The organism is Microvirga sp. GN3, from assembly GCF_055792825.1.
Map to the genome: position 1 here is coordinate 165,077 of NZ_JBVVAK010000002.1, position 19,996 is coordinate 185,072.

Genomic DNA, 19,996 nt, shown 5'->3' on the forward strand with positions numbered 1-19,996 from the left:
GCCATCAGGAGCTGGGGCCAAGGGTCCGGATGGCATCCATGAGGGTCGACTCGCTCTCCTGGATCGTCGTCGCCGCGCTATCGAAATTTCTCTGGACCGCGATCATCTTCGTCATCTCCAGAACGGGATTGACGTTCGATCCTTCGCTGAAACCCTGCTGAACTCCGGTAGAGTTGAAGTCCTGAACGACTTCACCCGGAATGTTGGATATGACACCAGAATTTCCGAAGCGGCTGAGCTTGCTGTCATTTCTCAGATTGAAGAGACCGATCGCTCCAACCTGGTTGGTTCCCTGCATGATTGTGCCGTCACGGCTGACGGTCGGAGAACCTGCCATGGGATCGAGGGCAATGGGTGCGCCGCCGGCGTCAAGAACCTGATAGCCTTCGACGGTCAGAAGATCGCCGTTCTCGTTCATCTTGAAGCGGCCATCCCGGGTATAGACCGTTCCATTGGGGCCATTGAAGGCGAACCAGGCCTCTCCCTGAATGGCGACATCGAGCGGATTGTCGGTCTTGGTGATAGGGCCGGTCCGCCGCGACACGAAGTTTTGCCCGGAGGACGCGAAGGACACGTTCTCCTTCGCTGCGAGCGAGAGAATTTCCTCAAACTTCACCTCGTCCGCCCGGAATCCGCCCGTGTTCATGTTTGCAACATTGTTCGCAATCGTGTTGAGGCGCTTTTCCATGGCCACCTGGGCGGACAGCGCAACATAAAGCGAAGATTGCATCGAGGAGCTCCGGCCTTTCTCTCATGAGGGCAGCCTGCGAGGCCGGCCCTGATGGCGCGACATCTGTCTGCCGCATGAACCTGGCCGAGGGGTAATCGAACAGCCTTGCACGAGGCTTGCTCCCCTGTTTCCAGCTTCGCGCAAGCCTCCGCGCTTAAGACATCCTCAACAGGTTGGACTTTCACAAAAGGGACCACAACTTTGGGCGTTTTGATCGGATTGGCAGTCGCCATTGGCTCGCTCGTGAGCGGCTATGTCGCCATGGGCGGTCACTTGGCTGTGATTTGGCAGCCTTGGGAATACGTGATCATCTGCGGCATCGCGATCGGCACATTCATCATCGCGAACCCCATGTCTCTGGTGAAGGACACGGGTCGGGCCGCGCGCGAGGCGATTTCCGGCACCGTCCCTAAGAGAGATCATTATCTTTCGATCCTGGGGCTTCTTTATGCCCTCATGCGGGAACTGAAGAACAAGCCCCGCAACGAGGTCGAAGGCCATATCGATCAGCCCGAAGAATCGGAGATCTTCAAGGCTTTTCCGAACGTTCTCAAGGATAAGGACCTCACGCTCTTCATCTGCGACTACGCACGGCTGATCATCATTGGAAATGCACGCCCTCATGAGATCGAGGCTCTCATGGAAGAGGAAATCGGGACTCTCAAGCGTGATCGCCTGAAGCCCTATTATTCCATCAATACCGTCTCGGAGGCGCTTCCGGCCCTCGGCATCGTTGCAGCCGTGCTGGGAATCGTGAAGGCTCTGGGCGCCATCGATCAATCACCCGCGATTCTGGGCGGATTGATTGCTTCCGCGCTAGTCGGAACCTTCGTCGGCATCTTCATCTCCTACGCATTCCTGTCGCCGCTAGCGAACAAGGTAAAGTCGACTCGCGAAAAACAGACCCGCGTCTATGTCATCGTCAAGCAGGCTCTCATCGCCTACATGAACGGCGCCCTCCCCCAGATCGCCGTGGAACATGGCCGTAAGGGCATCTCCGTGGAGTATCGCCCGACCATCGACGAAGTTGAAACCGCGACGACGACCGGTGGCCGTTCCGAAGACCTGAAAGAGGCCGCGTGATGATGAGCGGAGCACAAAGCGCCACCGACATTCGCGACATGCTTCTGGATGCCGCAGGCCTCTCTCTCGATCGCCTGCCGATGCTTCATGTGATCTTTGACCGCATGTCGACCAGTTGCGCCGAGCACCTGCGCCACATGGCGGCATCGCCCATGTACTACTCGCTCAGCGGGCTCGAGAGCGGGCGCATCACCGAAATCCTGGAGATGTACGAAGCGAACGCCGTCGCGGGAATTTTTCATGCTCCGGAGTGGGATAGCCATATCCTAATCGGTTTCGACCGTGACTTCATCTACACGATGGTGGAGGTGCTCTTCGGCTCCGATGGCTCAGAACCGCCGGTGGAGGAAGCGCGGGGCTTCTCGAACATCGAGCTCAGGATGGCTCAAACGCTCTTCGAGCAGGTCGCCAAGGCTCTGCAGGCATCATTCTCGCTGATCGTCGACACGAAATTCAAGCTCGAGCGCATCGAGACCCGTATGGACTTTGCCGTCATCGGGCGGCGGAACAATCAGGCTGTCGCAGCCAAGTTCCTTCTCCAGGCGCTCAACCGCGGCGGCGAAATGTTCGTCATCATTCCGCAATCGGTCCTCAACCCGATGCGGAAAGCCCTCTCCCATGTGGTGACCGGCGAATCGTCAGGCCGCGACCCGCGGTGGATGAAGCAAATCGCCACGGAAGTGAAGAAGACCGAGGTCACGCTCAAGGCGGTTCTCGAAGAGCGCTTCCTGTCACTCGGCGAGATCGCCGATCTCAAGATCGGGGACGTCATCGAACTGCAGGCAACCCCGCGCAGCCGCGTCAAGCTTGAAAGCAATCAGCAGGGTCTCTTCTGGTGTCATATCGGGCAGTCGGAGGGATCATATGTTCTGAAGGTCGATGAACTCATCGACCAGGAAAAAGAGTTTCTGGATGATGTCCTCCCTCGCTAACGCAATCCTGTTCCTTGCTCTCGTGACGACTGCCGTCATGGTCGCGGTCATGTATCGAAAGCTCAAGAGGCTTGATCGCTACCATGCCGAATATCAGCAGATCTTCGACAAAACCGGAGTCGCGCTGATGACCGCCCAAAACGCCGTGGCGAGCTTCGGCGCGGAGGGAAAAGAGACCCTCGTTCTTCTCAGTCAGCGCATCGAGGAAGCCCAGGCCATTGCTACGCGGCTTGAGCACCTCACTCAAGAGGCCCGCCTGCAAAGGCAGTCATACTCCGGCACATCTCACTCATAAGGCCCAATCCGATGACGAATCCCTTCGAGCCCAAACCCCAAGACAAGGCAGTGTGGCAGCAGGAGAACGCCTTTGAAGGCTCCTCTCTGCACGACGACAAGCTGGGTGGCGGAAAGAATCTCGACTCGATCCTGCGCATTCCAGTCACGATCCAGGTTGTCCTCGGTTCCGCAACGATGCCTGTTGCCAATCTGATGAAGCTCGGGCGAGGCGCGATCGTGCCCCTCGATCACAGGGTCGGCGAACCGGTCGATGTCGTCGTGAACGGACGCATCATCGCCCGCGGTGAGGTCGTCGTTGTCGAAGACGACAATTCCCGATTCGGCATCTCACTGACCGAAATTGTCGGTCCTCCTACCAACGATCTTAACGGCTAAGTTGGTTTCACGACATGGTCGCTCACGTTCCCATGAAGGCGAATGGCACAAAGGTTCTGAAAGGACCTGAGCGCGTCGCAACCCTCCTCTTTGCTATGGGAAAGCCTGCTGCGAGCAGGATCCTCAAGCACTTCAGCGAGGAGGAGATTCGCCTTGTCACCAAATCCGCTGCTCAACTTGGGCCGGTATCTCCGACCCAGATCGAGCAATTGGTTGAGGAGTTCGCATCGAACTTCACCGACGGCGCGGACCTGGTCGGAGGTGCGGCTCATATCGAAAAGCTGCTGACGGGAATTCTGAGCCCGGAGCAGATCGCCAGCATCATGAGCGAGGTCGTCGGAAACGCGAACAGAAGCATCTGGGAGCGTATATCGACCGTCAGTGAGAGTGCGATTGCCTCCTATCTCATGAAGGAGCATCCGCAGACGGCGGCGCTCATCCTGTCGAAAGTGAAGCCGTCCTGTGCCGCGAAGGTCATGACGCAGTTGCCGCAACCGCTGCGAAACAATCTCATGCGGCGCATGCTGAGCATGAAACCCATCGTCGACGAGACGATGAAGAACATCGAGAAGACGTTGCATGAGGACTTCATGGCGAACTTCTCAAAGAACGCCGGGGCCGACACGCACGCGAAGATCGCCGACATCATCAACAAGATGGAACGGGACCACATGGAGGATGTCCTGAGCAGCCTCTCGTCCGTGCGCCCGAAATCGGCGGAGATCCTCAGAGGCCTGCTCTTCACCTTCGACGATATCGTGAAGCTGACGCCGAAGGATCGCACCACCCTCTTTGACCAGGTGCCTCCGGATCGTGTCGTCCTGGCTCTGAAGGGCACGAACGACGATTTCCGCAAGGTCGTCCTGACCGCTCTCTCATCGCGCGTTCGCCGTATGATCGAGCACGAGCTCAACAGCAAGGAGCCCTCCGCTCACCGCGACATCGCGGAGGCCAGACGTACTATTACGGATCTCGCGCTGGAGATGGCCGGTCGAGGGGAGATCGTCATCAACTCAGAAACCGAGGATGAAGCCTACTTCTAGCGCGACGTGCGGAACCATAGGTCCGCATCTGCGCCCGAAGGGCCACGCCAGTGAAAAGTGGACCCGCTTTTCGTAACCAACGAGGCGCAAGCCCAAGAAATGAGCATCGGGTTAGATCCCAAAAGTGGTTCCCACTGTTGGGTCCGATGCTCTAGCAGTCGAACCTCGGATCATGTCTGATACGGACGATAAGGACAGCAAAACAGAAGCGCCTTCCGATAAGAAGGTTCGCGAAGCTCTCGAAAAGGGAAACATTCCCTTTTCGAGAGAAGCGCCCATGTTCGCTTCTATTCTGGGAATTCTTCTCGTTCTCGCGTTCTCGGCGCGCAGCACCACCAAGACCCTGACCGAGAAGCTGTCGCTCTTCGTCAATCGTCCGCAGGACTTTCGCCTTGAATCCGGGCCGGACGCGGCTGCGCTGATCCAGGCAATAGCCCTTGAGGTCGGTGCATTCCTCCTCCCGATCATTATCATTCTGGCAAGCTGCAGTCTTGCTGCATCGATATTGCAGAATGTGCCATCCGTTGTCTCCGAGCGGATCAGACCGCAGTGGAACAGAATTTCACCTGTGAGCGGGTGGAAGCGGATCTTCGGCCGCCAGGGTTTAGTGGAATTTTCAAAGTCATTGTTCAAATTCGCAACGATGACAATCGTCAGCCTCCTGCTTCTGAAGTCGGAGCAATATAAGGTTCTGAATGCCATGTTCACCGATCCCTCCCTCCTTCCGGAGTTGATGTTGACCATGGCAATGCGTCTTGTCTCCGCCATCGCCATTGCGACGATCGTCCTTGTTGCGGCGGATCTGCTCTGGGCCCGTTTCAAATGGCACAGCGATCTGAAGATGACGAAGCAGGAGGTTAAGGAAGAGTATAAGCAGATGGAGGGCGATCCGATGGTCAAGGCGCGGATGCGCTCCTTGGCTCAGGACCTGAGCCGCAAGCGAATGCTGGCCGCGGTTCCCAAGGCTACCTTCGTGATCGCCAATCCGACCCACTTTGCCATTGCCATGCGCTACGAGCGCAGCGAGGCGAGCGCTCCGGTCGTCGTCGCCAAGGGCAAGGATCTCATCGCACTGAAGATCCGTGAGATTGCCGAGAAAAGTGGCATCCCGGTGATCGAAGACAAGCCTCTCGCAAGATCCATGTACGATCATGTTGAGGTCGATCGGATGATTCCTCCCGACTTCTATAAAGCCGTCGCTCAGATCCTGTTCTACATTCTCACGAGGTCGAAATGAGAGGCCTTCGCGTCGTCGAAGTTGCTGCTCCATTGAGAGAGCATTGGGACATTCAAGCCTTCGAAGAGGTCTTGGCGTGCAACATCAAGGATGTCATCGCCGATTTCTGCCTTGCAGATGCTGAGATCATTCGCTTCTATGCCGATAATCAGTTGCACGGCAATATGGACGAGATGATCACGTCGTCCACCGAACTCTATTTCAAGGGCGAAACGCTATCCTACGGCTATGTCGCTCACGTAAATTCAGGACAAGAAGATTCGTCGTGTATCGTTCTCGAAATGGAATTCGTACATGATTCCATCACGGTCTTCTTCCAGCTCATCTTCGGCAACTATTACATCGGCGTAAAGATCAACAAAGTTCTCTTGGACGCAACATTCCACAAAGCGGATTTCAATCCATCTTCCTTTGAGAGGATTCTTTCATCCGCCCGCTTGCGGCCACTGCCATCCCGGTTCAAGTCGTCCTACTGCCTTGCCGGAACCGTGCGCCATTGAGCGCAGGACGATCACAGACCGATTCAATGCAAAACAAACTTCTGACAGCGGCGAGTCTGATGGCAGTGGCAGGGGTGATTTCGGGCTGCAACTCGACCGATGCCTCATACAGTCAAGGACCTTGGGGGCCTGGACATGTCCGTCGGAATTACCCGGAATATTCCGCACCATGGGGCGGGCGGCTGCCCGCATCGCCCGAATATGCGATCGGCGGCCCCGTTATCGCTGCGGCCAATCCGATCGAACTCGACATAGCGCGCCCCGAAAGACGGCGCGAAGTCCATCTTGAAGCGGATATAGGTCCTGCCCCCACGACCCAGGACATCGGCATCGCGCCCCCTTCAGATCAGGTCATCCTGGCCGCCCCGACGCCGATTACGCCCGATCGACCATCACGCGCGGCAGGCCCAGCCCCTGCTGATAGCCAGTCGAGCCCTCCGGGCATTTTCACGGCACCTCAACGCGCTTCTTCCTACGCAGGAACCTGGAATGCTCGCGTCGGCGCGTCCTCCTGCAAGGTGCAGCTTTCCAGCGTCCCGTCTCTGGATCTTTACAAGGCCTCAACGCAAGGGTGTACGCATGAGACCATGCGGAGCGTGAACGGTTGGAGCTTCCGCGAGAACCAGGTCATCCTTTTCTCGCGCGGCCAGCTGGTTGCCCGCTTGTCAGGAGCGGAGGCCGCGCTTGCCGGAACATTGAACAGCTCCGGCTCGGAAATCAGGATGTCACGCTAGAGCATCATTCGATGCTCTGGATACCGCTGCCTCAACCGTCCGAAGCCGTCTGTCCGCTGCTCAAGCCAGGAGCATCCGCGCAAAAAGCTCTGGCTCCTGGGGTCCACTGACCGAATCCGGTTGCGACCATGTTGGCAATGACGCGACAGACATATCGCTTTTGTGCCGGATCGTTGTTCGGCCCCGCGTGATAGCGCGCGACGGCCATCGTCCAGGTGTCATGACGCGTCTTGAGCTCACTCAGGAAGCGCGCGGCATATTCCACGTTGGTGCGTGGATTCAACATGCTTTCCAGTGATGGAAAGTTCTCACGATGATAAAGATGATTGATCTGCATGCAGCCGAGATCGATGAGCCTCGCGCCGCCTCTGCTGGCTTCCTGGAAACGCTGCATTGCCTCAGCCGCGTTGCTCGAGAACACGGCCTTTCCTTCAACATTCATGGCGTAGGGCTGCAGGCTGCCGCGACGTCCCGTTTCGGTGAGACCGACGGAATAGAGCATGCCCAGGGGAACGCCATATTTCGACGAGGCTCGCATCATTTCTCGTTCGCATAGGCCGCTTGGAGACTGCGCCATGCTCGAGGTGGCGATCCCAATGTTAAAGGTAGATCCCGCCAGTACGGCTGCCGCCAGGAGGCAGGCTCTCTTTCCCATCCCTGCGGAGTTCCGGCCCACCTCTGCCATACCGCTCGTCCTGATGACGCGAGGAGTTCCCCTGACCTGCCGCCGCGCCCTGGTCAAAGGCCTGGCCCTGTGACTGAGTTCCTTGCTGAGGACGTTGGAATGAAGAGCGGTCATGAGAGGCAGCTTCAGTAGATTGAATGTTGATTGCATCGGGGCGATAACCGGATACCCGGAGGAGGCTGGACAGCTTCTCCGCATCATTCCTCAGGAGTTCGGCCGTATCCTCGTTTTGAGCTTGAATCTCCATTTCGATACCGTCGCCGGCAAGCCGCATCCTGATCGTCACGAGGCCGAGTTCCGCCGGCTTCAACTGAAGATCCAGGACTCTGAGAACCCCAGCGGATGCTCTCGCTGTGGCGACCCGATTCAAACCATCCTGCTGAAAGGACGGCTGTTGAGGTTCTGTCAGTCCCCTGACATCTTCGATGATGGATTTTGCGAGATGCTGAAGTGTTGAAGGTGGAAGAGAAGCTGTTTCCGATTTCGATCCGCCGACCGGCGACTGCTTTTGCAGCTCTGCGCGACCGGAAGCGCGATCCAGGGAAACGTCTTTCACGATTCCCTCTTCCTCGCTTCTCTTTGCAGCCTCGGCTTCGGCAGCCATATCGGCCAAAGCTTGATTCAACCCATCGCCATTGCCTGACAGCTGGCTTTTCATCTCAGCGCCCTTGGGCTTCGCAGGGAGCAGAGTTTCCGTTGTCGGATCTGTCCCTTCGTCTGGAACTGTCGCGCCTGACTCAGTCGATGAGTTGCTTAACCCTTCGACAATAGGCCTGAAATGCGTTTCCTGGTTCTGAACCGATACCGCAAGCTTCGATCCCAATCCTGAGCTCGCCGGACTCAGCTCGTCCACCTCGTGCTGTGGCATGGCCAAATTAGCAGATGCAAGGGATGCACCCGACTGTCCTGCATCGGCATTGCCCCCATTCCCGGTCTGCACCAGAATGCGGGGGAGAAGATTCTCCAGAATCGAAAGTATGGGACTTCCCGACTGAAGCGCTGACGTGCCTGTAGAGCCGTCGCTCGGTGCCACGTCAGGCAGGAGGGCCTGCAGCGGATCGATTTCGGCGCCATCCAGTTCCGGACTCACCTTGTCCGTTTCACTGCCGAGAAGAACTGTCTCCTGCTGAGACGCGCCGACACCCTCCTTCTGCGAGCGCCCTGAAAAGCCATCCAGGAGCGAACCGAAGTCAGATGTCGCTGCATTGCCCGAATTCTCTTGGGCGTCCGAATTCACGGATGCGTTGCGCGACTGGGTGTCCACAATCCTCGGCGTTGTCTGTGACAGAAGATCTAATCGGCTCATCGGCTTGCATACGCCTAGTTCTTAATCAACTTGTCGACGCGGCTTAAGGCGTCACGTGCTTTAGATAGCGCGTGAAGCTGTTCCAGCCCTTGCGCGGAAGCAGAAGCTTCCATCGGCTGCCCGGCTGCGACCTTGGTCAGCTCCGGTTTTGCTGGAGCGACCTGCTGGGCCTGGATGTCGGGCATTTTGCGTATCTGGCCTGCCATGGTGAGGGCAGAATCCAGCAAGCCGAGGTCACTCTCTGCGAGAGCCGACCGGTCGAGGCTGCGAAGATCGCTGACGGCGCCATCGATGGCCTGAGGCGACGTGATCAACGATGCCGCACGATAGAGCCTTGCTCTTACGGCACTCGCCTTGTCTGATCCTACCAATTCCTGAGCCTTGTCGGCCAGCAATCTGGCCGAGGTGGTGAATCCCTGTTCAATCGATGAGCGCGCTGCCAGAAGATAAAGATCGCGTCTTGCTTCCGGTTCAAGCTCGGACATCATCGCCACGACCCCTTCAAAGCGCGAAGCCTCCTTCCCGAAATCGATTCGCGTCAGCACGGAGGCCAATCGCTGCCGGAAGTTGCCGGCGTAGATCGAGTGGCGATAGCGTCGCAGGTAGTCGGTGGCGAGTGACTGGAACTTCTCCATATTGTTGGTCTGGCTCACCACGAAGACCTGCCTGCGCAGAGCCGCCTCCTCAAGGAGCGTGCCGGGTGCCTGAAGTCGAACGAAGTCCAGCAACTCGTCGGATTTCGCAGCATTCTTTCGCACGACCAGAGCCGATTGAACCAGGGCCAACTGAGCTCCCAGGGTCGGAGGAAGGAAGTGAGGGTCCAGGGATGACAGCGAATTCTGCGCCGCCTCCTCTCTGCCCTCGACATAGGCCAGTGCGCCCTCAATCAATGGCCGGTCATTTTCCGCGATGACGGAGGAGCCTAGTTCCAGCAGTTTTCTCAAGATCCCTGGATTACCGCCGCTGAGGACGAAGGACACCGCTGCTCGAACATTTTTGCTCGTCTGCCAGGTCTCCGGCTCCAGATTCATGAATCTGTCGTCCAGGATTCCGAGCAGGCCGCGTTGCCCCATATGAGCCTCGGTGGATCCGATCGCAATCTGATCCTGCATCAGATGCAACGTTCGCACGAGCTGCACCGGACTGGGAACTGACGCCGTCTCGGCCCTCTGCTCTCCAGCTTCCTGTGAAGGCGCGGTGTTCTCAGCCATCGCCGCCTGTCCGACGAGGAGCAAAGAGATCGCAATGAGAGGCAATGAAAGACCTTTCATCATGATCACTCCTGAAGAAGGATCTCGACCCGGCGGTTCTGATCCGCATTCGGATCGCTCGGGATCTTCGGCTCACGATCCGCATGTCCCTCGACCCGCACGATTCTGCTCTCGCTCAACCCACCGCGAACGAGCATGTAGAGCGCCATCTGGGCCCGCGCATGGGACAGCCGCCAGTTATCGTAATTGGCCGATTTGAAAGGCCGGGCGTCCGTGTGGCCGCGGATGACGATCTTGCCCGGGCGTGACTGCAGAATTTTCGCGATCTCGGCCATGGCCTTCACAACCTTTGAATGCGGCTCGGCGGAGCCCACGGCAAACATCGTGAAGTCGAAATCATCCGTCAGGCTGATCAGGGTTCCCGCACCGGTCCGGCGCACTTCGATGTGCGGCTGCGGTGAGACATCCTTCGAAGGCTGGACAGCCTTCAGGATTTCCCTCTTCAGCTCTGCGGCCTTCAGGTCCGCCATCGTGGCCGCATTCGGATCGACATTCGATGCCTGACCGCCTGAATCAGAAGACGTGCCATTCGGCTGGCGCTCCTGACCTTCATTCGGCACAGAGGTCTTTGAGTCCGGTTTGCCGTCAGTCGGAGATTTCCGGCTTAAAGCCGTGATGGCATCTATGACGGCCTTCGAAGGAGCTGGCGCTGCGGTTCCCGGCTTCGAAGGTGTGTCCGTTTTCAGTTCTTCGACCGGGGCGACCTGCCAATACAGGGGATCGAACGGATCCCTGAAGGCCTCCCCTGCCTTGAGGCCAGGCACATCGCTCTCGCCTGGAGTGACATCGGCACCAAGAGTGTCGTGGGGGTTTGCTTCGATCTCATCGGCGATCTTGGCCAAAACGGCATAGGGATCCTGGAAAAGAGCCCCTTCCTTGAAACGGGGCTTCCGTAACTGGTGAGACTTGCCACCCGTCCCCTCGCCGCTTCCCTTCTCCTTGCCGTCCTTGGTGTTGTCCGTTTCATTGTCAGGCGGAACGTTCTGTGGGTCGTCGAGCCCCTTCTTGTTCGGAGTCGACTCGGCCAGTTGGACTGGATTGAAGTAATTGGCAACGCCGCTTCGGGTCTCCTCATCGGTCAGACTGATGAGCCACATCACGAGGAAAAACGCCATCATGGCCGTCATGAAGTCTGCATGGGCAATCTTCCATGCGCCTCCTTTGACGATATCCTCGCCATCGTCGTTCCTGCGAACGATGACGATCTCCTGCTTATTTGAATTCGCCATCGATCATCAGCTTTCTAACGCCTGGGCCAACCGAACCGACCAGGAATGCAATTGCGTTTGAACAAGCGTATCCTGCGCCACGGCACTGACCTCAACGTGCTCGCTCGGAAGAAACTCTATCAAACTCTCGTAATGTCCAAGATGCGACTTCATGGTCGAGAGAAGATCTTCCGGCCCGGAGATCCTCAAAAGTCTTGCATCTCGCCCGGAAAGCAGCGTCGCAAGGACATCCTTGAACTCGGCAAGAGTTTGCTGACGGAAAGCTTCCGAGACAAAAGGCCTGAGGATATTTGCAACTCTCTCCGAGAGGTTCTCCTCGATGCGCTCGACCGCCGCTGAGATCTGAGCCGACATCTGCAGCGCCTGCTGCTCGACCCAGATCGTCCGCTGATCATTCATCTCCTCCAGATGGCGGCCCCTTTCAGCGGCAATGGCATCCTCAAGCTCTCTGTGAGCTCTCTCTCTTTCCTCAGTCCTGACTCTGGCTTCTGCAGACTTGATGAGCTCTGCCTGCCGATCAACGATAGGCGGCGGGGGCTGCGGCGGCTCAGGATCGGGCGTGACCTTGACGGCGCGCAGGAGACCGATTCCCGAAGGAGCGCCAGAGGCTGGATTTGAGAAGTCCGCCAAAAGTCTCGCTATCGTGCCCGCCATTACGCGGCCTCCCGTCCGAGCCACTGCTTCAGAACGGCGGCGGCCTGCTCCTCACTGAGTTCGATGATCTGCTCCAGTTTCCGCTGCGGAGTCCGCGGCATCTCGATCAAGTTCTGTTCATCCGCTTCGGAAGCAATCTGCAAAGCAGCTTCCTTTCTGGCTTCGAGGGCTTCCTCAGCCTCGGCCGCAGCCAGCGCCGCCGCCTGCTCACGCTGGAGCTCGAGCTCGGCCTGATGACGGGCCATGAGCATCCGCACTGCGGGACGCAAGCCGAACCAGATCATCATGGCGCATAGAGCCAGGATGGTCAGGGCGTTCACAACCGTTCCGAACTGGCGCATGACGATTTCAGTCAGCGATGGACCCGGCACCGGTTGAAGCATTCCACCGTCATCGACAAAGCTGACAGCGGCAACCTTGATCTGGTCGCCGCGGGGCTTGCTGAAGCCTGCCGCGGATGACACGAGCTGCTCGATCTCTGCGATCTTCGCATCGATCTCGGCAGGCGTTGCGCTATCGCCGAGCAGCGACGCGATACGGGACTTGTTCACCAGAACGGCTACGGAGAGATTCTTGATCTGATAGCCGTCACTGATCGTCTGGACCGTCTTGGACGAAATCTCATAGTTCGTCAGCTCTTCGCGCCGCTGATTGTCCTCGCTCGAGCTGTCACTGGAATCCCCCCGAACGTTCTCATCGGGAAGGTTCTGCTGAACAGTGGTTGGCTTCTGGCCGCTCCTGTTCTGCGAGACTTCGGTTTCCTTGATCGTGCGCGTCGAGCGCTCGACCTTCGATTCGGGATTGAAGATCGTTTCGTTGGTGCTGACCTTATCCGTGCTCAGACGGGCAGCCACGCTGACTTCGAAGTTGCCGGTCCCGAGATAGGGCGCAAGCGTGCGGCGCACACTGTCCTGGATTTCCAGGCCGACGGTCTTTTCGAGCCGGGCCATCTTGCCGGTCGCGGCGTTGGCGGCATCATCACCGGACATCAGAAGCGTGCCATCCGTATTCATGACGGTGACCTTGTCGACCGCCATGCCCGGGATGGCGGCTGCCACCAGATGCCTGATCGCCTGCGCGGACGATGCATCATCGGAGGGAACGGTACGAATCACGACGGAGGCAGAAGGCGGCTGCTGCTCACGGCGGAAGGAGCCGCGATCCGGCAACACGATGTGAACGCGTGCGGCCTTGATTCCCTTCATGCCCTGAATCGTGCGGGAAAGTTCGCCTTCGAGGGCCCGCACCTTGGTGACTTCCTGCATGAAGGAGGTGAGACCGAGCGAGCCGAGATCGTTGAACAGCTCGTAACCGGATTTCGTGCTGTGCGGCAGTCCCTTCTCAGCGAGCAGCATCCGGGCCTGGGCCGTATTGCCATAGCTGACGAGGAGGGCTGTTCCGTCGGCGCTCACATCGAAGGGAATGCCTGCGTCCTTCAGGACCGCTCCCATCCGCCCGACATCCTCACGGTCAAGTCCCGTATAGAGCGTTTCTTGGGCGGGCCGGCTCAGATAATAGGCGCCGATGCCGACGGACAGGAAAACAGCAAGACCGATCGCGGCCAAGGCAGCCAGGCGGCGGGCGCCCAGCAGCATCAAACTACTCCACAATCTTTCAGCGTGTTGACGACCAGGCATAGAGAATCTCGGTACTGGTGGGAAGTGTCGAGATCACTTGTGCGTCGTCAACCTTGTGCGAAGGTTGCTGCTTGTCCTTTGGCATCCAAGATTGCGCATTACCGTGAAACGAGGACGATCAGAAATATGATCGCACCAGGCCGCTCACGAGAATGTTCCAGCCATCGATCAGGACAAAGAACAGGATCTTGAACGGTAGCGCCAGGACGGTTGGGGGCATCATCATCATGCCCATGGACATCACCAGAGTCGCCACGATCATGTCGATGACGAGGAAGGGCAATGCGATCAGGAAGCCGATCTCGAACCCGCGCCGCAGTTCGGAGATCATGAAAGCGGGGATCAGGATCCGCAAATCGATCTTCTCCCCCTCGTTGGGCTTGGGATAGTTGACCGCGGCCAAGTCGCTGAACATCTGGAGATCCTTGGGCCGCACATGAGTCAGCATGAACTCGCGGAAAGGTTCCGTCGTCTTGGTAAACGCCTCGCCCTCGGAGATGCGATTCTCGGTCAGCGGCCTGACCCCGTCATTCCAAGCCCGGTCGAAGGTCGGCCCCATGACGAAGAAGGTCATGAACAAGGACAGGCTGATCAGGAAAAGGTTGGCAGGCGTGCTCTGGAGACCGAGGCCGGAACGCAGAAAGGAGAAGGCCACGACGAACCGGGTGAAGCTGGTCACCATGATCAGCAGGCCAGGCGCCAGGGATAGAACGGTCAGGAGGACGACAAGCTGAATGATCCGGCCGCTGACCGCACCGTCGCCGGCGGGAATGAGCGATTCGAGGCCGGCGATCTGGGCGTGCGCGCTCGTTGCCGCTAGGAAGAATGCACTGGCGAATATGAAACGGAGGGGCATCGGTCACTATGTCTTTCAAGAAAGTGGAGAGGCATCCGCCAAATGAACTGCGAATGCGCCAAAGACTGCTTCCTACTGAACAATCAGGGTTTCAAGCACCAATTCCTGGATCACGCCCTTTGAGCGCAATCTCGCACGCTCATTGAGATCCTCCCGCAGGTGGAGGAGACCGCTCGGACCTTGGATCTGTGCCAATGACATGGTGCGGATATAAGACAGGATGTCCTGCCTCGTCTCGGACACCAAGACATCGGGATGCTGTTCGTCACGCGGCTTATAAACAATCGACGCCTCGATCCTGACCCAGTCGCTTTCCGAGCCCGTCAGGTTGGTCACGACCGGGGCGAGTTTCTTGATCGCAATGTTGCCCGTATAGGGGCTGACGATCTCGGTCTTCTGATGCAGAGCCTTGTACTTTTCCTCGACCTGCCTCTGAATTCCGGACACCATGACCAAGCCAAAGCCTCCGCCGATGGCGGCGGACAGGAGGGTCAGGAGGCCGAGTGTCAGGAGCCAGCGGAGCGACCCCTCTTTGCTCGACACGCTCCCGGAAGGCGCTGGAAGTTCTAAAGCTTTGGCCATTCTTCTCTCGTCCCAAGGATCTGGTTAGAAGGGCGCCACGGCATCGTAGATCTGCTGCCCATAGGCCGGCTGCTGGACTTCCATCAGGCGTCCGCGACCGCCATAGGACACTCGAGCCTCCGCAATCTTGTCATAGCTGATCGTGTTCTTCGGCGAGATATCCCGCGGCCGCACGATCCCGGCAATGTTCAGGATGCGGAGCTCATAGTTCACGCGCACTTCCTGCGACCCGCTGATCACGACGTTTCCGTTCGGCAGAACCTCATTAACGACAGCGGCGACGGAAAGGCGCAGTTTCTCCGATCGATCGATCGTTCCCTGGCCAGTCGAGGAGGAGGATGAATCGAGACCGATGTCTCCGGTTCCGTCGGAGTTCCAACCTTTGAAGGAGAACGCATAGGCCAATCCCGCGCTGATCGAGGACTGCCTCGACCTATCGCTCGCATTGTCGAATTCAGCCTTGTCGTCGATCTGGATATTGACCGTGACGATATCACCGACCTGCCTTGCCCGCGGGCTCGTGAAGAGATCGGCGCTGGCATTGCTCCAGGTGGAGTTCGCCGCAGTCCGGCCGGTGGCTTTGAACAGATGAGGCAGCGGTTCACGGTCGACGACGACGCCCGAACCGACGGGCGTCATTGCTGGCTCGCGGCCGATCTCCTCAGGCCGCGTCGCGCAAGCACCAAGAAAGCACAGACCGGCAATCAGGAAAAGATGTTTCAATTCTGCCTCACGGTGTTCTTGTCCCGCTTGGGGGCATCGGTGATGACATTCGCCAGCTGAGCGGCGCGGCCAGGCTCCATTTCATTCAGGACAGCGCTCGCCACTCGCGGATTGAGCTTGGCGATAACTGCCGCCGCAATCTCCTCATCCATATTGGTGAGTTGCAAGGCGGCCGCATCTGGACGCATGCGCGAGTAGATCATGACGATGGTCTCGTCCGCCTTCTCCAGGACCTCGTTCCGGCGGCGCAGCCATTCCTCATATTCGGCGCGCTTGGCTTCCAGGACCTTGAGACGACCTTCGATCTCCTTCTCCATATCGGCGAGAGCCTGCTTCTGGAGTGCAAAGCGCGCATCGGACGCCGCATCGGCGATATTGGCGCAGTATTGATTGTTCCTGGTATCCGCCTTGACATCCTGTGCCAGGGCGGCTTGGTGGCCAGCCGTCCCGAGAAACACGCCAGCGACGAGTGCCGTCTGTCGGAGAGATTTGATGATCTTGGTCGCGGTCATTGGATCACCAGTTCGGCTTGAAGGGCGCCGGCCGTCTTCACGGCCTGGAGGATGGCGATGACATCGGACGGCTTGAGACCCATCTGGTTGAGTCCCTTAACGAGCGTCTGCAGATCCGCCCCCCGGACAATGGCGAGCGGCACCCGCTCCTCGGTAGCTGTGATCTGAGTGCGCGGCACGACGACGGTCTGTCCGAAGGAGAATGGATCCGGCTGCGCCACTTCGGGAGCTTCGGTCACGCGAATCGTCAGAGCTCCATGGGTGATCGCCACCGTCGAGATCTGAACGTTCTTTCCGATTACGACCGTCCCGGTCCGTTGATCCACCACGATCCGCGCCGGCGTGTCCGGCCTGATCTCGAGATCGCCCAACTCAGCAATGAATCGGGTCGCGGCAACATTCTTCGGCTTTTGCAGAACAACCGTGCGGAAATCGCGCGGAGATGCGACGCGAATGCCATAGCGCTGCTGGGCATATTGGTTGATCGCATCGGTGATCAGCGTAGCGGTCTTGTAGTCAGGGTTCTTGAGCTCGAAAGCCAAGGGACCGACGGCATTGAATCCGCCTTGGACTTCCCGCTCGATCAGAGCACCATTGGGAATGCGCCCTGCCGTCGCCACGCCTGAAGTGAGCGTCTCGGCCTGGCCCTGCGCGGAAAAGCCGGAAACGGCAATCGCACCCTGCGCGACGGCATAGACCTGTCCATCGCCGCCCTGCAGGGCCGTGAGCATCAAAGTGCCCCCCTTCAGCGAGGTCGCATCGCCCATCGATGTGACCGTCACGTCGATGCGCGATCCTGCTCCCACGAAGGGAGGAAGGTCAGCCGTGACGATAACAGCCGCGACGTTGCGGGTCCGCAGGTTGATGTCGCGGACATTGACGCCCATGCGATCCAGCATCGATTGAAGAGACTGCTCGGTAAACTGGGAATTTCGAAGCGTGTCTCCGGTTCCCTGCAGGCCCATGACGAGGCCATAGCCGATGAGTTGGTTGTCGCGCACGCCTTGAACGGCGGCCACGTCCTTGATGCGTGTCGCGGCATGGACTTGGAAAGAGGCAAGAACCGCGAGAAGGAAAAGGATCGTGCGGAGCATCACTAAAATCCGATCCGAATCCGGCCATCCGGCTGAACCCGACCTGTAATGATCCGGCCACTATCGACATTCTTGACCTGGATTGTTTCACCCAGAGTGCCGGATTGCAGCGGGATGCCGATTCCCATGATCGACAGTCCGCCCTCCTCGAACATGATCTGAGTCTGGACGCCGCGTGTCACGAGCTTGGGATCGTCGACGGCATTCATCGGAATCGGCTCTCCGGGTAAGAGAGTCCGACGCGCCATCTTGCCGGCGAGAACCCGGGGGGATTCGATGACAGCCGTCCGGTAGCGGTAGTTCTCCGGAAATGTCCGATCCTTGAGCATCGATTCATTGATCGTATCGCCGGGATAAATGGTGACCGAGGGAACCGGGAGAACGCGCTCCTCGGCCCTGACAGCCTGGAAGCCTGCCAGGGCTACGGCGCATGCCGTGAGAGCAAGATGAAAGAGATGCTTCATGAGACTATCACCCAGCTTCCAGCTTTAGCGGATGCCCTTGGAAACGGTTCCGGCCATGTCGTCCGCGGCTTGGATCACCTTTGAGTTCATCTCGAAGGCGCGCTGAGCGGAAATCAGGTTTGTGATCTCCTTGATCGGATCGACGTTGGAAGCCTCAAGATAACCCTGATGGATCTTGCCGAATCCTGGGTCCGATGGAATGCCCACCGCCGGCGCACCGGAGGCCAGCGTCTCGCGATAATAGTTGCTGCCAATCGGTTCCAGACCGGAGTCGTTGGCGAAATTCGCGAGCGTCAGCTGACCCAGATTCTGAGGCTGAGCCTGTCCGTCGACCTTGGCGAAGACTTCGCCGGATTCGTTGATCGTAACGTCAAGCGTGTTCGCCGGAATGATGATCGGCGGGTTGAGCGTGTAGCCGTCGAGGGTAACGAGCTGCCCGTCGCCATTCTTGTTGAAAGATCCCGCGCGCGTGTAGACGATTTCACCGCTGGGCGCGTTGACCTGAAACCAGCCGCGACCATTCAGGGCAAGATCGTACTGGTTCGATGTATTCGTCAGCGATCCCTGCCGATGCAGATTCCGGATTGCAGCCGTGCGAACGCCGAGACCCAACATGGCTCCCTCAGGAACCGGGCTCGATCCGGCCTGATTGGGAATAGCCTGGGACCGCTCGGTTTGGTAGAGAAGATCCGTGAATTCCGCCCGCGCTCCCTTGAAGGCGGTGGTGTTCACGTTCGAGATGTTGTTGGCAATGACTTCGACATTAAGCTGCTGTGCATTCATGCCCGTGGCAGCGATCGCGAGCGCTCTCATTTCAATCTCCTTAAATCGCCATCCGAGCAATTTCTTGATAAGCCGCGACCACCTTGTCACGGATGGCGATGGCCGTCTGAAGCGTCTGCTCCGCGGACATCACCGCCTCGACGACCTGCTGCACCGAGGCCTTGCCTTGAATTCCGGCGATCGACGCCGCTTCGCCCGCCTTCATGGTATCGACCGCCGATGTGGCCACCTGGGCCATCATATCGCTGAAGCTTGTCTGGGACGCGCCGGACACGGCTCCTGCGGCGGGCGAAGTGCCGAAGGTCGGAATCGCTGCGACCGCCGACGGGCGATCAATCATCGAAGAGATTGAGGAAACTGCGCTGACCATATCAGCCTCTCATGAGATCGATGGTTGCGGAAATCATGGCTCTGGCCTGCTTCATCATCTGCAGGTTCGCCTGATAGGATCGATTGGCTTCCCGCATGTCTGCCATTTCGATCAGCATGTTGACGTTCGGCTTCTTGACCATGCCGTTCTCGTCCGCAGCCGGGTTACCGGGATCGTACTCGACTGGAAAAGCGGACTCGTCCTGTCCGACATCCTTGACCGTGACAGAGGCTGCTCCGAGCGTGCGGTCGAGCTCGGATTTGAAGGTGATCGTCTTGCGGGTATAGGGATCGGAACCAGGCGTGCGGCCCGTCGATTGCGCGTTGGCGACGTTTTCCGAAATAACCCGGAGGCGGGCCGACTGAGCCTCCAGACCGGAGCTCGACAGCTTGCTGGATGCAACTAAGGGATCGATCATCACGAAGTCCTCACGCTCGACATCAGCATTCGGTGGAATGACTTGACGATGCTTGTGTTCAAGGAGTGCTGCCGGCTGACCTCACCGGATTTGATGAGTTCCTGCTCAAGGCTGACGGAGTTCTTGGAATAGACCGTGTCCCAGCTATCCGCCTTCTTGACCTTGCTCGCTTCGGCTTTCGACGGGGTGAAGCCGATATGGCTGTCGTTCGTCGCGGCCATGGTCAATTTGGTTTTGTCCAGAACGTCGGCAAAAGGCTCAACGTCCCTGGCCCGATAGCCAGGCGTATTGGCGTTCGCGACATTTCCGGAAATCGTCGTTTGGCGAGCGGCTAGCCATTGAGCCTGTCGCGATGCCAAATCGAACAGATAGACAGGTGCCGTCACAGGGATCTCCAGGCGAGTATGGTAAAGAGGCGTTTAATCCTCCAACCTTGCCCGAGGCTGACTTGGCTGCCGATGAGCGGTTCTTAGGGATTTTT

Annotated in this window: 25 protein-coding genes; 8 read left to right on the forward strand and 17 right to left on the reverse strand. The window is 58.3% G+C overall.

What is annotated here, in order from left to right:
• Positions 1–4: 4 nt before the first annotated feature.
• Positions 5–730 (reverse strand): flagellar basal-body rod protein FlgF, encoded by a 726-nt coding sequence (gene flgF, locus ACS5Q1_RS01835; RefSeq protein ID WP_473096594.1) that lies wholly within the window; start codon positions 728–730, stop codon positions 5–7.
• Between the two features lie 201 nt (positions 731–931).
• Between flgF and motA the strand changes: the two genes are divergently transcribed.
• The 8 genes from motA (at position 932) to ACS5Q1_RS01875 (ending at position 6,931) form a co-directional block, all read left to right on the forward strand.
• Positions 932–1,813, forward strand: coding sequence for a flagellar motor stator protein MotA (gene motA / locus ACS5Q1_RS01840; RefSeq protein ID WP_203442385.1), 882 nt, complete (start codon positions 932–934; stop codon positions 1,811–1,813).
• Positions 1,813–2,745, forward strand: a complete 933-nt coding sequence (locus tag ACS5Q1_RS01845; protein WP_203442384.1) for a flagellar motor switch protein FliM — start codon at positions 1,813–1,815, stop codon at positions 2,743–2,745. Before motA ends, ACS5Q1_RS01845 begins: the two co-directional genes overlap by 1 nt.
• The gene (locus ACS5Q1_RS01850) at positions 2,726–3,040 is read left to right on the forward strand and encodes a hypothetical protein (RefSeq protein WP_203442383.1); all 315 of its coding nucleotides are present in this window, start codon (positions 2,726–2,728) and stop codon (positions 3,038–3,040) included. The genes ACS5Q1_RS01845 and ACS5Q1_RS01850 overlap by 20 nt, the downstream gene beginning before the upstream one ends.
• Before the next feature lie 11 nt (positions 3,041–3,051).
• Complete coding sequence (gene fliN, locus ACS5Q1_RS01855) at positions 3,052–3,417, forward strand: flagellar motor switch protein FliN (protein WP_203442382.1); 366 nt, start codon at positions 3,052–3,054, stop codon at positions 3,415–3,417.
• 14 nt (positions 3,418–3,431) lie between these two features.
• Positions 3,432–4,460, forward strand: coding sequence for a flagellar motor switch protein FliG (locus ACS5Q1_RS01860; RefSeq protein ID WP_473096595.1), 1,029 nt, complete (start codon positions 3,432–3,434; stop codon positions 4,458–4,460).
• Positions 4,461–4,632: 172 nt separating this feature from the next.
• Positions 4,633–5,697, forward strand: a complete 1,065-nt coding sequence (gene flhB / locus ACS5Q1_RS01865) for a flagellar biosynthesis protein FlhB (protein ID WP_473096596.1) — start codon at positions 4,633–4,635, stop codon at positions 5,695–5,697.
• On the forward strand, positions 5,694–6,197 hold the full coding sequence (locus tag ACS5Q1_RS01870; RefSeq protein WP_473096597.1) for a hypothetical protein: 504 nt from the start codon (positions 5,694–5,696) through the stop codon (positions 6,195–6,197). The genes flhB and ACS5Q1_RS01870 overlap by 4 nt, the downstream gene beginning before the upstream one ends.
• Before the next feature lie 26 nt (positions 6,198–6,223).
• Positions 6,224–6,931 (forward strand): hypothetical protein, encoded by a 708-nt coding sequence (locus ACS5Q1_RS01875; RefSeq protein ID WP_473096598.1) that lies wholly within the window; start codon positions 6,224–6,226, stop codon positions 6,929–6,931.
• A 31-nt stretch (positions 6,932–6,962) separates the two neighbouring features.
• Here the strand turns inward: ACS5Q1_RS01875 and ACS5Q1_RS01880 are convergent, their stop codons facing one another.
• The 16 genes from ACS5Q1_RS01880 to flgB all read right to left on the reverse strand — a co-directional run bounded on the left by ACS5Q1_RS01880 (position 6,963) and on the right by flgB (position 19,901).
• On the reverse strand, positions 6,963–7,586 hold the full coding sequence (locus ACS5Q1_RS01880) for a transglycosylase SLT domain-containing protein (RefSeq protein WP_473096599.1): 624 nt from the start codon (positions 7,584–7,586) through the stop codon (positions 6,963–6,965).
• Positions 7,531–8,274, reverse strand: a complete 744-nt coding sequence (gene fliK, locus ACS5Q1_RS01885; protein WP_473096637.1) for a flagellar hook-length control protein FliK — start codon at positions 8,272–8,274, stop codon at positions 7,531–7,533. Before fliK ends, ACS5Q1_RS01880 begins: the two co-directional genes overlap by 56 nt.
• Positions 8,275–8,936: 662 nt before the next feature.
• Positions 8,937–10,196: a chemotaxis protein MotC gene (locus ACS5Q1_RS01890; RefSeq protein ID WP_473096600.1), complete on the reverse strand. Its 1,260-nt coding sequence runs from the start codon at positions 10,194–10,196 to the stop codon at positions 8,937–8,939.
• A 2-nt stretch (positions 10,197–10,198) separates the two neighbouring features.
• Entirely contained in the window at positions 10,199–11,422 is a 1,224-nt protein-coding gene (locus tag ACS5Q1_RS01895; protein WP_473096601.1) for a MotB family protein, read from the reverse strand.
• A 6-nt stretch (positions 11,423–11,428) separates the two neighbouring features.
• Positions 11,429–11,821, reverse strand: a complete 393-nt coding sequence (locus ACS5Q1_RS01900; protein ID WP_473096602.1) for a hypothetical protein — start codon at positions 11,819–11,821, stop codon at positions 11,429–11,431.
• Positions 11,822–12,075: 254 nt separating this feature from the next.
• Complete coding sequence (gene fliF, locus ACS5Q1_RS01905; RefSeq protein WP_473096603.1) at positions 12,076–13,713, reverse strand: flagellar basal-body MS-ring/collar protein FliF; 1,638 nt, start codon at positions 13,711–13,713, stop codon at positions 12,076–12,078.
• 118 nt (positions 13,714–13,831) lie between these two features.
• On the reverse strand, positions 13,832–14,569 hold the full coding sequence (gene fliP, locus ACS5Q1_RS01910) for a flagellar type III secretion system pore protein FliP (RefSeq protein WP_203442371.1): 738 nt from the start codon (positions 14,567–14,569) through the stop codon (positions 13,832–13,834).
• A 72-nt stretch (positions 14,570–14,641) separates the two neighbouring features.
• Positions 14,642–15,151, reverse strand: coding sequence for a flagellar basal body-associated FliL family protein (locus ACS5Q1_RS01915; protein WP_203442370.1), 510 nt, complete (start codon positions 15,149–15,151; stop codon positions 14,642–14,644).
• Between the two features lie 24 nt (positions 15,152–15,175).
• Entirely contained in the window at positions 15,176–15,874 is a 699-nt protein-coding gene (gene flgH / locus ACS5Q1_RS01920; RefSeq protein WP_203442369.1) for a flagellar basal body L-ring protein FlgH, read from the reverse strand.
• On the reverse strand, positions 15,871–16,386 hold the full coding sequence (locus ACS5Q1_RS01925) for a MotE family protein (protein ID WP_473096604.1): 516 nt from the start codon (positions 16,384–16,386) through the stop codon (positions 15,871–15,873). The genes flgH and ACS5Q1_RS01925 overlap by 4 nt, the downstream gene beginning before the upstream one ends.
• On the reverse strand, positions 16,383–17,480 hold the full coding sequence (gene flgI / locus ACS5Q1_RS01930) for a flagellar basal body P-ring protein FlgI (RefSeq protein WP_473096605.1): 1,098 nt from the start codon (positions 17,478–17,480) through the stop codon (positions 16,383–16,385). The genes ACS5Q1_RS01925 and flgI overlap by 4 nt, the downstream gene beginning before the upstream one ends.
• 2 nt (positions 17,481–17,482) lie before the next feature.
• Positions 17,483–17,944: a flagellar basal body P-ring formation chaperone FlgA gene (flgA, locus tag ACS5Q1_RS01935; protein WP_473096606.1), complete on the reverse strand. Its 462-nt coding sequence runs from the start codon at positions 17,942–17,944 to the stop codon at positions 17,483–17,485.
• A gap of 24 nt (positions 17,945–17,968) precedes the next feature.
• The gene (gene flgG, locus ACS5Q1_RS01940; protein WP_203442365.1) at positions 17,969–18,757 is read right to left on the reverse strand and encodes a flagellar basal-body rod protein FlgG; all 789 of its coding nucleotides are present in this window, start codon (positions 18,755–18,757) and stop codon (positions 17,969–17,971) included.
• A gap of 10 nt (positions 18,758–18,767) precedes the next feature.
• Complete coding sequence (fliE, locus tag ACS5Q1_RS01945; protein ID WP_473096607.1) at positions 18,768–19,097, reverse strand: flagellar hook-basal body complex protein FliE; 330 nt, start codon at positions 19,095–19,097, stop codon at positions 18,768–18,770.
• Between the two features lies 1 nt (position 19,098).
• Entirely contained in the window at positions 19,099–19,515 is a 417-nt protein-coding gene (gene flgC / locus ACS5Q1_RS01950; RefSeq protein ID WP_203442363.1) for a flagellar basal body rod protein FlgC, read from the reverse strand.
• Complete coding sequence (gene flgB / locus ACS5Q1_RS01955) at positions 19,515–19,901, reverse strand: flagellar basal body rod protein FlgB (protein WP_473096608.1); 387 nt, start codon at positions 19,899–19,901, stop codon at positions 19,515–19,517. Before flgB ends, flgC begins: the two co-directional genes overlap by 1 nt.
• Positions 19,902–19,996: the final 95 nt, after the last annotated feature.

What these genes read in the sequence shown, in the direction of transcription:
- fliE (WP_473096607.1), bottom strand. Translation starts at nt 19,097, where the DNA reads ATGGTCAGCGCAGTTTCCTCAATCTCTTCGATGATTGATCGCCCGTCG.
- flgA (WP_473096606.1), bottom strand. Translation starts at nt 17,944, where the DNA reads ATGAAGCATCTCTTTCATCTTGCTCTCACGGCATGCGCCGTAGCCCTG.
- fliK (WP_473096637.1), bottom strand. Translation starts at nt 8,274, where the DNA reads ATGAAAAGCCAGCTGTCAGGCAATGGCGATGGGTTGAATCAAGCTTTG.
- flhB (WP_473096596.1), top strand. Translation starts at nt 4,633, where the DNA reads ATGTCTGATACGGACGATAAGGACAGCAAAACAGAAGCGCCTTCCGAT.
- ACS5Q1_RS01915 (WP_203442370.1), bottom strand. Translation starts at nt 15,151, where the DNA reads ATGGCCAAAGCTTTAGAACTTCCAGCGCCTTCCGGGAGCGTGTCGAGC.
- ACS5Q1_RS01890 (WP_473096600.1), bottom strand. Translation starts at nt 10,196, where the DNA reads ATGATGAAAGGTCTTTCATTGCCTCTCATTGCGATCTCTTTGCTCCTC.
- ACS5Q1_RS01875 (WP_473096598.1), top strand. Translation starts at nt 6,224, where the DNA reads ATGCAAAACAAACTTCTGACAGCGGCGAGTCTGATGGCAGTGGCAGGG.
- ACS5Q1_RS01880 (WP_473096599.1), bottom strand. Translation starts at nt 7,586, where the DNA reads ATGGGAAAGAGAGCCTGCCTCCTGGCGGCAGCCGTACTGGCGGGATCT.
- flgG (WP_203442365.1), bottom strand. Translation starts at nt 18,757, where the DNA reads ATGAGAGCGCTCGCGATCGCTGCCACGGGCATGAATGCACAGCAGCTT.
- ACS5Q1_RS01860 (WP_473096595.1), top strand. Translation starts at nt 3,432, where the DNA reads ATGGTCGCTCACGTTCCCATGAAGGCGAATGGCACAAAGGTTCTGAAA.
- ACS5Q1_RS01895 (WP_473096601.1), bottom strand. Translation starts at nt 11,422, where the DNA reads ATGGCGAATTCAAATAAGCAGGAGATCGTCATCGTTCGCAGGAACGAC.
- fliP (WP_203442371.1), bottom strand. Translation starts at nt 14,569, where the DNA reads ATGCCCCTCCGTTTCATATTCGCCAGTGCATTCTTCCTAGCGGCAACG.
- flgC (WP_203442363.1), bottom strand. Translation starts at nt 19,515, where the DNA reads ATGATCGATCCCTTAGTTGCATCCAGCAAGCTGTCGAGCTCCGGTCTG.
- ACS5Q1_RS01850 (WP_203442383.1), top strand. Translation starts at nt 2,726, where the DNA reads ATGATGTCCTCCCTCGCTAACGCAATCCTGTTCCTTGCTCTCGTGACG.
- ACS5Q1_RS01900 (WP_473096602.1), bottom strand. Translation starts at nt 11,821, where the DNA reads ATGAATGATCAGCGGACGATCTGGGTCGAGCAGCAGGCGCTGCAGATG.
- ACS5Q1_RS01845 (WP_203442384.1), top strand. Translation starts at nt 1,813, where the DNA reads ATGATGAGCGGAGCACAAAGCGCCACCGACATTCGCGACATGCTTCTG.
- fliF (WP_473096603.1), bottom strand. Translation starts at nt 13,713, where the DNA reads ATGCCTGGTCGTCAACACGCTGAAAGATTGTGGAGTAGTTTGATGCTG.
- ACS5Q1_RS01870 (WP_473096597.1), top strand. Translation starts at nt 5,694, where the DNA reads ATGAGAGGCCTTCGCGTCGTCGAAGTTGCTGCTCCATTGAGAGAGCAT.
- ACS5Q1_RS01925 (WP_473096604.1), bottom strand. Translation starts at nt 16,386, where the DNA reads ATGACCGCGACCAAGATCATCAAATCTCTCCGACAGACGGCACTCGTC.
- flgI (WP_473096605.1), bottom strand. Translation starts at nt 17,480, where the DNA reads ATGCTCCGCACGATCCTTTTCCTTCTCGCGGTTCTTGCCTCTTTCCAA.
- fliN (WP_203442382.1), top strand. Translation starts at nt 3,052, where the DNA reads ATGACGAATCCCTTCGAGCCCAAACCCCAAGACAAGGCAGTGTGGCAG.
- flgF (WP_473096594.1), bottom strand. Translation starts at nt 730, where the DNA reads ATGCAATCTTCGCTTTATGTTGCGCTGTCCGCCCAGGTGGCCATGGAA.